10 protein-coding genes are annotated in these 12,560 nt (G+C 67.7%); 7 read left to right on the top strand and 3 right to left on the bottom strand.

The window, feature by feature from the left end:
* Positions 1-319 precede the first annotated feature (319 nt).
* From flhB to PXJ20_RS01695, 6 genes are all read left to right on the top strand, one after another.
* On the top strand, positions 320-1,576 hold the full coding sequence (gene flhB / locus PXJ20_RS01720) for a flagellar biosynthesis protein FlhB (protein WP_277597021.1): 1,257 nt from the start codon (positions 320-322) through the stop codon (positions 1,574-1,576).
* Positions 1,573-3,672 (top strand): flagellar biosynthesis protein FlhA, encoded by a 2,100-nt coding sequence (flhA, locus tag PXJ20_RS01715; RefSeq protein WP_017772146.1) that lies wholly within the window; start codon positions 1,573-1,575, stop codon positions 3,670-3,672. The genes flhB and flhA overlap by 4 nt, the downstream gene beginning before the upstream one ends.
* A gap of 420 nt (positions 3,673-4,092) precedes the next feature.
* A complete protein-coding gene (gene flhF / locus PXJ20_RS01710) occupies positions 4,093-6,216 on the top strand; it encodes a flagellar biosynthesis protein FlhF (RefSeq protein WP_421030018.1) in 2,124 nt (707 codons plus the stop codon).
* Complete coding sequence (locus PXJ20_RS01705) at positions 6,209-7,105, top strand: AAA family ATPase (protein ID WP_017772144.1); 897 nt, start codon at positions 6,209-6,211, stop codon at positions 7,103-7,105. Before flhF ends, PXJ20_RS01705 begins: the two co-directional genes overlap by 8 nt.
* A 32-nt stretch (positions 7,106-7,137) precedes the next feature.
* Positions 7,138-7,872, top strand: a complete 735-nt coding sequence (locus tag PXJ20_RS01700) for an RNA polymerase sigma factor FliA (RefSeq protein ID WP_017772143.1) — start codon at positions 7,138-7,140, stop codon at positions 7,870-7,872.
* A 394-nt stretch (positions 7,873-8,266) separates the two neighbouring features.
* On the top strand, positions 8,267-8,710 hold the full coding sequence (locus PXJ20_RS01695; protein ID WP_126878133.1) for a hypothetical protein: 444 nt from the start codon (positions 8,267-8,269) through the stop codon (positions 8,708-8,710).
* A gap of 244 nt (positions 8,711-8,954) precedes the next feature.
* Here PXJ20_RS01695 and PXJ20_RS01690 read toward each other — a convergent pair whose 3' ends face one another.
* The 3 genes from PXJ20_RS01690 to flgA form a co-directional block, all read right to left on the bottom strand.
* Complete coding sequence (locus PXJ20_RS01690; protein ID WP_017772141.1) at positions 8,955-9,398, bottom strand: flagella synthesis protein FlgN; 444 nt, start codon at positions 9,396-9,398, stop codon at positions 8,955-8,957.
* 133 nt (positions 9,399-9,531) lie between these two features.
* Positions 9,532-9,885: a flagellar biosynthesis anti-sigma factor FlgM gene (gene flgM / locus PXJ20_RS01685; protein ID WP_017772140.1), complete on the bottom strand. Its 354-nt coding sequence runs from the start codon at positions 9,883-9,885 to the stop codon at positions 9,532-9,534.
* 291 nt (positions 9,886-10,176) lie between these two features.
* Positions 10,177-11,649 carry a flagellar basal body P-ring formation chaperone FlgA gene (flgA, locus tag PXJ20_RS01680; RefSeq protein ID WP_421030017.1) on the bottom strand — a complete coding sequence of 491 codons (1,473 nt, stop codon included), beginning with the start codon at positions 11,647-11,649 and terminating at the stop codon, positions 10,177-10,179.
* A 337-nt stretch (positions 11,650-11,986) separates the two neighbouring features.
* Here flgA and flgB point away from each other — a divergent pair, with 337 nt between their 5' ends.
* The gene (gene flgB, locus PXJ20_RS01675; RefSeq protein WP_017772138.1) at positions 11,987-12,481 is read left to right on the top strand and encodes a flagellar basal body rod protein FlgB; all 495 of its coding nucleotides are present in this window, start codon (positions 11,987-11,989) and stop codon (positions 12,479-12,481) included.
* The last annotated feature ends 79 nt before the right edge of the window (positions 12,482-12,560 follow it).

The following is a 12,560-nucleotide window of genomic DNA, read 5'->3' as shown; positions in this document are numbered from 1 at the left end:
GTCCAAAGCCGCTCAGTCCAAAGCCGCCCCGTCCAAAGCCGCCCCGTCCAAAGCCGCCCCGCCCAAAGCGCTCCGCCCAAAGCGCTCCGCCCAAAGCGCTCCGCCCAAAGCGCTCCGCCCAAAGCCGCCCCAGCCGCCCCCGCCACCGCAGGCTCCCCGCCAAAGGCACTCCGCCGTAACAACCGCACGCGCCCACCCCGCCTCATCCGCCGAAATACCCCCGTTTCTCCGTCTTTATCCGTCGATCATCCATTGCGCGGCGCGGGAATAATCGCTCTCACTGAAAAAGGGCATTGCGCCGCGATCGACTGGAGAACCTGTGGCAGAGGACAGCGACCTCGAAAAAACCGAATCAGCCACTCCCAGGCGCCTCGAAAAGGCGCGTGAGGAAGGGCAGGTGGCGCGTTCGCGCGAGCTCGCGACGTTCGCGCTGCTTTCGGCGGGGTTCTTCGGCGTCTGGGCGATGTCCGGGCCTATCGGCCAGCATTTCCAGACCATTCTGCGCAGCTCGCTCACCTTCGACCACGCCACCGCCTTCGACACCGGCCGCATGCTGGTGGGCGCGGGCGGCGTGGTCCGCGAAGCCGCCTGGGTGCTGCTGCCGGTGCTCGGCCTGACGGGCCTGGCTGCGCTGCTTGCGCCCATGGCGCTGGGCGGCTGGCTCTTTTCCACCCAGTCGATCGGCGCGAATTTCAGCCGGCTCGACCCCGTGGCGGGCCTCGGCCGCATCTTCTCGATCAACGGACCGATCCAGCTCGGCATGTCGCTCGCGAAGACGGCGGTGGTGGGGCTGATTGGCGGCGTCGCGATCTGGCGCCATAAGGACGACATCCTCGCGCTCGCCACCCAGCCGCTCTTGACGGCATTCGCCAACGCCACGCACCTGGTGGCCGTCTGCTGCGCGATGACGGTGGCCGGCATGTTCGTGGTCGCGGCGCTCGACGTGCCGTACCAGATGTGGAGCTACCACAAGAAGCTGCGCATGACGAAGGAAGAGGTGAAGCGCGAGCACCGCGAAAGCGAGGGCGACCCGCACGTGAAGGCGCGCATCCGTTCGCAGCAGCGCGCCATGGCCCGCCGCCGCATGATGAGCGAGGTGCCCAAGGCCGACGTGGTGGTGACCAACCCGACGCACTTCGCCGTGGCGCTCCAGTACACGGACGGCGAGATGCGCGCGCCGAAGGTGATCGCCAAGGGCGTGAACCTGGTGGCGGCGCGCATCCGCGAAATCGCGACGGAAAACAACGTGCCGCTGCTCGAAGCGCCGCCGCTTGCGCGTGCGCTCTATCACAACGTGGATCTGAACCGCGAGATTCCGGGCCCGCTTTATGGCGCGGTGGCCGAGGTGCTCGCGTGGGTTTATCAGCTGCGCCGCTTCAAGACCGAAGGCGGCGAGGCGCCCGTCGCGCCCACCGAATTCGACGTGCCGCCCGAACTCGACAAGGGTGGTGTCTCCGACGAAGACGCCGCCGAGGAAGCCGCCGAAACGCTTTCGGGCGAAGGAGACGGCGAAGGCTCACCGGGCGCCCCGTCCGGCGGCCGCAACAAACGTGGTAACGAAGGAGCTTCTGCATGAACGCCCGCACTGGTTTGCTCGCGCGACGCCCCGACGTGCTTCAGGGCACGAACCTGCGCGCGCTGGCGGGGCCGATCCTGATCTGCATGATCCTCGGCATGATGATCCTGCCGTTGCCGCCGTTCCTGCTGGATCTGCTGTTCACCTTCAACATCGCCCTTTCGGTGATGGTGCTGCTCGTGTCCATGTACACGATGAAGCCGCTCGACTTCGCCGCCTTCCCGAGCGTGCTGCTGTTCTCCACGCTGCTGCGCCTCTCGCTGAACGTGGCCTCCACGCGGGTCGTGCTGCTGGAAGGCCACACGGGCCCGGACGCGGCGGGCAAGGTGATCGAGTCGTTCGGCCACTTCCTCGTGGGCGGCAACTTCGCCGTCGGTATCGTCGTCTTCATCATCCTGATGGTCATCAACTTCATGGTGATCACCAAGGGCGCGGGGCGTATTGCCGAAGTGGCGGCGCGCTTCACGCTGGACGCCATGCCCGGCAAGCAGATGTCCATCGACGCCGACCTGAACGCCGGCATCATCAACGAAGAGCAGGCGAGAAAGCGCCGCTCCGAGGTGTCCCAGGAAGCCGAGTTCTACGGCTCCATGGACGGTGCCAGCAAGTTCGTGCGCGGTGACGCCATTGCCGGCCTGCTCATCATGGTGATCAACATCATCGGCGGGCTGATTGTGGGCGTCGTGCAGCACGACATGAGCTTCGCCGCGGCGGGCAAGAACTACACGCTGCTCACCATCGGCGACGGCCTCGTGGCGCAGATTCCGTCGCTCGTGATCTCCACGGCGGCGGGCGTGATCGTGTCGCGCGTGGCGACCAACGAGGACATCGGCACCCAGCTCACCGGCCAGCTCTTCACGAATCCGCGCGTGCTGATGATTACGGGCGTGATTCTCGTATTGATGGGCCTGATTCCGGGCATGCCGCACTTCGCGTTTCTGGTGCTGGGCGGCGGCGCCATCCAGCTGGGCCGCGTCATGAAGAAGCGCGGCGAGGAAAAGAAGACCTCCGCGGCACTCGTGGACGTGGCGCCCGCTGCGCTCGCGCCGGCCGAGAACACCGAAGCCAGCTGGGACGACGTGGCGCTCATCGACACGCTGGGCCTCGAAGTGGGCTACCGCCTGATTCCGCTCGTCGACAAGAATTCGGACGGTGAGCTGCTCAAGCGCATCAAGAGCATCCGCAAGAAGTTCGCGCAGGAAATCGGCTTCCTGCCGCCTGTGATTCATATTCGCGACAACCTCGAACTGCGGCCCAACGCTTACCGCATCGCGCTCAAAGGCGTGGAGGTGGGCACGGGCGAGGCGTATCCGGGCCAATGGCTCGCTATCAACCCGGGGCAGGTCACGGCCGCGCTGCCGGGCACGCCCACCCAGGACCCGGCTTTCGGCCTGCCCGCCATCTGGATCGATACCAACCTGCGCGAGCAGGCGCAGGTGTACGGCTACACGGTGGTGGATTCGAGCACCGTGGTCGCCACGCACCTGAACCACCTCGTGGTGACGCACGCGTCCGAACTGCTGGGCCGCCAGGAAGTGCAGGCGCTGCTCGAGCGCATGCAGAAGGACACGCCCTCGCTCGTCGACGACCTCGTGCCGAAGGCGCTGCCCGTCACGACGCTGCAGAAGGTGCTGCAAAACCTGCTGGACGAGGCGGTGCCCATCCGCGACATGCGCACCATTCTCGAAGCGCTGGCCGAACACGCGCCGAAGATCAGCGACCCGCACGACCTCACGGCCATCGTGCGCCTCGCGCTGGGCCGCGCCATTACGCAGCAGTGGTTCCCCGGCAACGGCGACATGCAGGTGATGGGTCTGGACGCCAATCTTGAGCGCGTGCTGTCCCAGGCGCTCACCACGGGGGCGAACCCGGGCCTGGAACCGGGGCTCGCCCATACGCTGCTCGAACAGACCCAGAAGGCGATGACGCGCCAGCAAAGCCTGGGGCTTGCGCCAGTGCTGCTCGTGCAGCACTCGCTGCGCGCCATGCTCGCGCGCTTCCTGCGGCGCAGCCTGCCGCAGCTGAAGGTGCTCTCCTACGCCGAAGTGCCGGACACGCGGCACGTCAAGGTGGTCAATCTGATCGGCACGGCTTGACGGGGCGGGCGCCGGTTGCGGCGCTTGCCGTCTTCGCTGTGCCTGGGGCGGGGCCGGGCATGGCTTGGGTTGGCGCGACGCCGGCCTGTCCGGTGTGCCGTTCGGCGCTGCGGCGGGCACGTCCGCAGTACTCTCGCAGTGCCTTCGCGGTGCCTCCGCAGTACTCCCTCAGTGTTTCCGCAGTACCTCCGCAGTCTCCCCTCAGCGCCTCCCCGCAGCCCCCCTTTCGACCCGATCAAACGAATTGCCTGCTTTTCCCCGCGCTGATCCATCGATAGTCCGGCGTTCACCTCCTCAATAATTTCACCATCGGCAAAGGCTTTGCCGCGCACCAGGTTCCTGCGGAGCCACCGCGCAACGAAGCTGGCGCCTCGCAATTGAAACGCCACGTCAGGGTCGTCAACCTCATCGGGGGTCAGCTTGAACATCCGCAAATTTATCGGTGCCACCAGCCGCGACGCGCTGCGCCAAGTGCGCGAAGTGCTGGGTCCTGACGCAGTGGTGCTGTCGAATCGCACGCTCGACGACGGCAGCGTCGAGATCGTCGCCGTAGCCGACCGCGAACTCGCGGCCATCGCGCCTGCCGCGGGTGAAGGCGCCAACGCGGGTGCTGCTTCGCGCGGCTTGCCGCGCAGCGCCGCCGCGCCGGTTGCCGGCAACCCCTACGCGAACGGCATGCCGGACGTGTTCTCGTCGGTGTTCGGGGCAAGCCCGGAAGCGGGCGCGGACCGCCTGTCCGCGTCGGACGACGAAGACGACGCTTCGCCCTACATGAACGCCGCCGCGCAACCGGTGGCCAAGCCCGAAGCGCAAGCAGGCGGCGCGCTCGCCACGCGCGGTGCCGCGCTGGACCGCCCGGGCGCGTTTATGGCTCAGTCTGCGGCCCAGCCCGCAGGCCAGGCCGATACCGGCGGCGGCGCGGACCGCTTCGCCGCCGAACCCGCGACTATCCAGGCGGGTGCACCGGCTCGTCCGGCTGCGCGTCCCACGCCGGCGCACGCTCCCGCTCATCCGGCCGCTCATCCGGCCGCTCATGTGCCGGCGGCGAGCCGCGCCGCGGGGTTCGCGACGCCGGCCGCAGGCGTGACCATGCCGGCATCGGCTGTGCCGTCCTACTCGGACAAGGCACACGCTCCGCGCACCATGGCCGAAACGAACCCCTGGCTCATCGACCACGCACGCCGCATTGCCGACAAGGACAGCGAAGGTCAAGGCGCGGGTCACAGCGCGGGTCACAGCACGAAAGCCGCAGGTATGACGCCCGCCGACGCCATGGCCAAGGGACTCGGCATGCCCGCCGACCCGCACGCCGAACATGGCCAGCCCCGCCCGCAAGGCGAGGGCGTGCTCAACGTCAGCACGCCGGACTGGGCGCGCGAAGCGGCTCAACTGGCGGCGCGCCGCGCCACGCAGCGCATCTCACCGGCCTTCGATCTGCCGGGCAACAGCCAGCCGCCGACGCAATCGGCCACGCCCTCGGGCAACGCCAGGACCGCCGCCGATGCCGCAGGCGCGAACGCCTCGGCCAGCGTCACGGAAGCCATCAAGGCCCGCATCGAACAGGTGGTGAACGAAACGGTGATGAGCGAGCTGGCCTCCATGCGCGGCATGATGGAAGAGCAGTTCGCCGGACTCCTCTGGGGCGAGCGCCAACGCCGCAGCCCCACGCACGGCGCGCTCACCAAGCAGCTGTTCGCCGCCGGCTTCTCGGCCCAGCTCGTGAAGATGGTGGTGGACAACCTGCCCGAAGGCAAAGACCCGGAAGGCGCGCTGGAATGGGCGCAGTCGGTGCTCGAATCGAACCTGCCCGTGCTCGAAAACGAAGACGCGCTCATGGAACGCGGCGGCGTGTTCGCGCTGATGGGCCCCACGGGCGTCGGCAAGACCACGACCACGGCGAAGCTCGCCGCGCGCTGCGTGATGCGCTTCGGCGCGAGCAAGGTGGCGCTGCTCACCACGGACAGCTACCGCATTGGCGGCCACGAGCAACTGCGCATCTTCGGCCGCATTCTCGGCGTGTCGGTGCACGCGGTGCGCGACGGCGCCGACCTGCAGCTCGCGCTCACCGAACTCAAGAACAAGCACATCGTGCTGATCGACACGATCGGCATGAGCCAGCGCGACCGCGCCGTGACCGACCAGATCGCCATGCTGTGCAGCGCCGGCCAGCCGGTGCAGCGTCTCTTGCTGATGTCCGCAACGAGCCACGGCGACACGCTCAACGAAGTGGTGCAGGCCTACCAGAGCACGCCGGACAAGGCGCCGCTCGCGGGCTGCATTCTCACCAAGCTCGACGAGGCCACCAACCTGGGCGGCGCGCTGGACACCGTGCTGCGCTACCGGCTGCCGGTTCACTACGTGTCGACCGGCCAGAAGGTGCCCGAGAACCTCTATGTGGCGACGAAGCGTTTCCTGATCCGCAGCGCGTTCTGCATTCCGCGCGAGCACTCGCCCTTCGTGCCGCACGAAGACGACATCCCGGCGCTGCTCTCGGCGCTGTCCACGCGTTCGAATGCCGACCTGCACGAGGTTCGCTTTGGATAAATTCGTAGCCGACCAGGCGGAGGGGCTGCGGCGGCTGCTCGCCCGCAGCGGCTCGCGAGTGATCGCGGTGACCGGCGGCTCGGAGAGCGTCGGACGCACCACGACAGTAGTGAACCTTGCAGCGGCATTGGCCGAGCAGGGCAAAGACGTGCTCGTCATCGACGAGTGCCTGGGCGACCGGTCGGTGAGCGCCACGCTTGGCGGCATGCAACGCGTGGGGAATCTCGCCGGCGTGATGCGCGGCGAGGTGTCTCTCGCGGCGGCCGTGAGCCGGCATCCGCTCGGCTTCGGCGTGCTCTCGGCCTGGCGCGGCAGCCAGGAAGGCTATAGCGCCGAACAGTACGGACTCGTGCTGAACGGCCCCGCCGACGTCGTGCTGATCGACGCCGGGCTCGACAGAAACGGCGCGCTCTCCGGGCTCGCCATGCGCTCGCACGACGTGATGGTCGTGACGCGCGTCTCGGCGCAGGCCATCACCGATGCCTACGCCGCCATGAAACGTCTTCATTTCGCGCACGCAATCGCGCAGTTCCGCGTGCTCGTCAATTACGTCCAAAGCGCGGCCGATGCCCACACGGCATTCGAGAACCTCGCAGGCGTGGCGGGTCGTTACCTCACCGTCTCGCTCGAAAACGCAGGCTGCATTGCGGCTGACCCACACATGGCGCGGGCCGTCGAGCTCGCACGCTGCATCGTGGACGCTTTTCCGTCCACGGCCGCCGCGCGCGACTACCGGCATGTCGCCGCAGAACTGCAGTACTGGCCCATGCGGCCAGCCATGTCGTCGCGCGCGGCCATGACGCGCCCGACCGTAACAACGTCGGCCCCATCGCCATCCATGTGGCAGGCCGACCCGGCCGCCGAATGGCCGTCGGCGCAGCATGCGTGACGCCACTCGGGGACTTCAGGCAGGAGAGCACGATGTATAACGCTCAGGGAAAGATTTCGCAGGACGAGGTGCTGGCGAAGTACGCGCCGCTCGTAAGACGTCTCGGTTTGCAGCTCGTGGCCAAGATGCCGGCGAGCGTGGATCTGGACGATCTGATCCAGGCCGGCATGATCGGTCTGCTCGATGCGGCGAGCCGCTACAAGGAAGATCAGGGCGCGCAGTTCGAAACCTACGCGAGCCAGCGCATTCGCGGCGCCATGCTCGACGAGCTGCGCAGCAACGACTGGCTGCCGCGCAGCCTGCGGCGCACGTCGCGCGAGGTGGAGAGCGCGGTGCACCAGGTGGAGCAGCAGCTGGGCCGTTCGGCGAGCGAGACGGAGATCGCCGGGCATCTCAAGATGCCGCTCGACGAATATCAGTCCATGCTGCAGGACCTGCATGGCAGCCAGCTGATCTACTACGAAGACTTCGACCGGTCCGCGGACGACGAGCCGTTCCTCGACCGCTACTGCGTCGATCACTCGGATCCGCTTTCCGCGCTGCTCGACGAAAGCCTGCGCGCGGCGCTGGTGGAAGCCATCGACAAGCTGCCTGAGCGCGAGAAGCTCTTGATGTCGCTCTACTACGAGCGCGGCATGAACCTGCGCGAAATCGGCGCGGTGATGGAAGTGAGCGAATCGCGTGTGTGCCAGCTGCACAGCCAGGCCGTGGCGCGTCTGCGCACGCGTCTGCGCGAACTGGCCTGGGCGGGCGCCGAGGCCGACTGAGAAACCCGAGCGGGGTGCGTTCGAGGGGCGTTCGCGCCTTTCCGGGCGGGTGGCGCTGTTGTTGGCGTTAGAGGGCGCCGGGTAGCGGACCCCGGACCCCAGGGCCCAAGGCGCCGGGCCTCGGGCGGCATCGGTTCGGCTGGCGCTGTGCTGGCTTGTGTGGGGCGGCTGCTTTGCTGCCGTTTCACCGCTGCGTGAGCGGTACGTCATTCGCACCCTGTCCGCGCGTCCTCCAATTCTTCGGCGGCTTTTTCGCCGTCTTTCGGGCCGGCTTCCCGGCTCGTTCATCGGGCCGCTTCAGGCCGTAACACCACTAACATTTTCTTACACCACCCTTTCTGACGGGTGGCTACACTTGCGCCGCGTTATTACGAAGACAATGGGGTTAAACCAGATGCTCAAAAAAATCGCAGGAATCGCCGTGTTGACCGCGGCTTCGGCCGCTGTATCGCTGCCCGCTATGGCGGGTGACCTGAACAATGCGCTCGGCGGGGGCCTCGGCGGGGTGGCGGGTGCCGCAGTGGGCGGCGCGCTGGGCGGCAGCACGGGCTCCGTGATCGGCGGTGCGGTGGGCGGCGGTGCAGGCGCTGCGGTCACGTCGAACCGGCGCGAACGTACGGGCGCCATCGTGGGCGGTGCGCTGGGCGGCGGCGCGGGCACGGCGGCAGGCAACGCGATGGGCGGCCGCACGGGCGGGCTGATCGGTGCGGGACTGGGCGGTGGTGCCGGCGCGGCACTGGGCGGCAACATCTCGCGCAGCAACTCCTACGCGGACGAGGGCGAGCGCGGCTATCGCAGCACCGGCCACCACCGCAAGCATCGCAAGCACTGGGATTGAGCCGCGAGCAGCAAAGGCAAGAGGATCGAGAAAGGCGCAACGACGCCTGAGGTTGAAGGCCGGGGTTGAAAACCGGTCTTGAAAACCGGGTTTAAAAACCAGGGTTTGAAAACACAACGGGCCGCACATTCGCAAGGATGTGCGGCCCGTTGGTTTTTGGTGCGGCTGGCCGGCGAATTCAGCGAGGATGCTGCGCCCGGATCATCGCGCCGCGCGCCTCAAAACCCGGCTCCGGGGAAATCGATCAAACTCGCCCGAACGCGGGAATTCGCCCATCCGGCCCGTACAAACCGGCCTTATGCTGCGCGCCCTTGAGCACGTCGAGGGCGCGGCGGTTGTATTCCATGCGGGTATGGATCAGCACGCCGTTGGTGGCGTTGGAGCGTTTCGCGCGTTCGGCCGCCTTTTGCAGCAGCGCCCATTGCGTGGCGAGCCTCGGGTCGGCGCCGGAGGCCAGCTCCATGCCGCGCCAGCCCGGCGGAAAGCCCAGCTCCGCAAGCTGCGCGTCGCGCTGCTTTTCCAGCGCCGAGAGCTTTTCGACCAGTTCGGTCTTCATCTCGATGATGGGCGGCAGCTGTTCGAGCGGAGAGACGGCGGTCAACGCCTTCTCTTCGCACGCGAGCACCGAAGCGAACGCTTCGACGGCGGCATATTCGTCGATGACGGTGGCAAGGAGGGCGTCTTTCATCACAATCACTCAACTCGCAGTCGGCTTGCCGCGCCCTGACTGGGGCGCACAAGCCGTGGTCAATTGGCTGCTGCACGTGCGCGCTTCGCCCGAAGGTGCGGCGAGGCACGCTGAACGCGCTGGCCAACCGGGGTTAGCTCCCCGCCGACCCCGCGCGCGTTTGCAGCAGGCTACGTGCCGTTTCGAGAACGGCGTCGGCAATCTTGCCGGTATCAATACTCAAGGTGCCGTCGCGCAGCGCCTGCTTGATCGACTCGACGTGTGCCGTATCGATGTCCGCCGCGCCGGACGCGGCGAGGCCGCGCAGTTGCGCCGACAGCGCCGACAGGTTCACGTTCGCGTCGCCGGACGCGCCGCCGCCGGTGGACGGTACGGGGCTGCTGGCTGCGCCTTGCGCGCCAGACGCGGCCGTTTCGCCTTGCTGGGTACGCTGCAGCCCGTCTTTTAGCGACTGCAGGCTCGAATTGCTGGTGGAATCGACTTTCACGATTGGCTTCCTGAACGGTTGACCGCGGTGCCCGGATTCGACTGAGGAATCCGGCTTCCGCGTGGCCTTCTTCGGCCACGGTGGGGCGCGTCATGGGCGCCGCTTTGCCCGGATTAACGGCAGGTACCAATCAAACTTTAGTGCATGGACGGCAAGGCCGCCAAAGCGCCGCGAGGCGCGACGGCTGCACGCAAGGGGCCATAACAGCCCCGGTCGAAACCACTTCACATCATTCGAGGCGCAGCAGGCGCCGGTCCAATCTCCTGTTCAAATCCACCCAACCTGCAACGTTCAAAGCTGGATCTCCACGGTGCCGCCTTCTTTGACGATGCCGCTGATGATCTGGCCGCCCGCCGTCTTCACACGGACCTGCTGGCCGGGCGACGCGTTGTTCATGGCGCTGCCCTCGGACGAAATCGAAAAGCCCGGGCCCTGCGCGACCACGCGCACGGTTTGCCCGATCGTCACGGAACTCGCACTGCGCAGCATGTCCTGGCGCAGCGGCAGCCCGGCAGGCACGCGGACCAGCGCCACGGCGCCGATCGCCTGCGATGGGTCGGTGACCACCGCCTGCGGCAGCAGCGTGAGGTCGCCGTCGCGTGCCACCAGGTCGGCGGCGCTGAGCGGCTCGCCCGGGGCAATCGCGCGCGACGCCGTGTAGTAGGTGGCCTGAACCGAGATCTTCGCCTGAAGGTAGAGCGTCCACGGACGCTCGCCCGCGCAGCGCACGCCCACCGTGGTGCGGCCCCACATGCGGGTGCCGGCGGGCGCGAACGGCTGCATCGTCGTGCAGGCCGCAAGGCCGCGCGGAAATACGTTGGCCACGGTGATGTTGACCTTGCCGGGAAGGCCCACGACCTGCTGCTGAAGCCAGGCGAGCGCAGCGCGCCGGATCGACTCGCCGTCCTGCTGGCCTTCGGGCACGGCGGCTTGCGCGACTGTGGCGGCCTGGGCCGACTGGGCCGGTTGCGCGGGCTGAACGTTCGATGCAGGCGCCTGCGCCGGCTGCACATGTTGATACGGTTGTGCCGCCTGGGTTCCCTGGGCCGGCACAGCGCGCGGCACCATGCGCTCGAAGCGCGGCGCGGTTGCTGCGTAGCCGCCGCTGGCAGGCGGGTTCATCGCGATGGCCTGCGGCGCGAGATTCGCCTCGCGGCCGCGCGCCGGGAGGGTCGCCACAGCGGGTGTCACGACCACCGGCATGACCTGGCTGGCCGCCACGGGCAGGTTCACGCGCGTCAGGCCAGATGCCATGCCGGGCCGGGCCGCCGACGCTTCGCCCGTCCCCGCGATCACGATGGCGCCGTCGGCCTTCGCTGCCTGCTCGAAGCGGTCGCCGGCAGCGGCGGCCGGTCGCATCGACGCGGCGAGGGCGGCTGGGGTGGGCTGCATCCCGGCATTCGCACGTTGCGCCGTCACGCCGGCAGGCGCGGACGGGCTCGTCACCATCTTGCTCATGGCGGCCAGTGCATCCGGGTTCTTTTCGCCCGGACCCGGGATCACGATCGGCTCGCCCGTGCCTTGCGCATGCGCGGCGTTCGAAGCGAGCAGGGCCAGCGTGCCGGCACTCACCGAGAGCGTCCACGCAAGCGCGACGAGGAGGCCGCGCAGCGCAGGCGCGCGCCTCGCTCGCGCCGGAGCAGCCGGTGCGTGCGAAGTGGCCGATGTCGATGCGCCCGGCGCGGGCGAAGCATCGAAAGCCGTTTCAGCAGCGGTTTCAGCGGTCAACAAGGCGGTCGGAGCATTTGAAGCGGGCTCGTTCATCGCCACTCTCCACGGCCCCCGGGGGACCAGACAGGCGCCAGGCAAGAAGCCGGACAAGAAGCAAGACAAGAAGAAGCCAAACAAGGCGGCCAGACAAGGGCTAACCCAAGGGCTAACCCAAGGGCCAACCAGGGGCCAACCAAGGGCCAACAATACGAGAGGCATTCTAGAGACACCCCCCTTCGCGCAAACGTTGAATAGAGGCCCCCTTCCCCGGCTATTCCTCCGATTGCTGCTTGCGTCCCAGACCTAAGATGCTCCACAAGCAAAAAGGCCTTCCACGCAGCCGCTACTGCAAGCGTGACGCAAGGAAGAAGCGTTTTTTCGGAGAACCGCAATGCTGGACAAACTCGATGCCGAATTCGCCTTTGGGCGCGAGGCGCTCGATGTGCGCGCATACCGTCAGGAACTGCTCTCGTCGAACATCGCCAACTCGGACACGCCGGGCTACAAGGCACGCGACGTCGATTTCGCGTCGTCGCTCGCCGGTGCGCTGAGGAAGAGCGGCGCTGCGACCGGAACGGCCACCTCGAACGCGGCACCGCTCGCCATGGCGCAGCCGGCCGGCGTGACGAGCGGCATGACCATGGCGACGACCGAAGCGGGCCACATGGCCGGCAAGGCGCGCTTGACGCCCACGGGCGGTTCCCCCGACGACTACGGCCAGCTCCAGTACCGCATTCCCACGCAACCGGCGCTTGACGGCAACACCGTCGACCTCGACAGCGAGCGGGTGCAGTTCGCCGACAACACGCTGCACTTCGAGACCGGCATGACCGTGCTCACGCAGCAGATCAAAGGCATGCTCGCGGCCATCACGTCAGGCAGCTGACGCGGCGGCCTGCATTCGTGCAGGGCAAGCAGGAAAGCAGGAAGCCAGACCACGGCACAGGCAGCAGGCTGCGCCGGTC

Source organism: Paraburkholderia sp. A1RI_3L (assembly GCF_048957895.1).
In the GTDB taxonomy this organism is placed as follows: Bacteria; Pseudomonadota; Gammaproteobacteria; order Burkholderiales; family Burkholderiaceae; genus Paraburkholderia; species Paraburkholderia kururiensis.
Note: the sequence above shows the minus strand (reverse complement) of the source record. Positions and strands in the feature narration are given on the sequence as shown.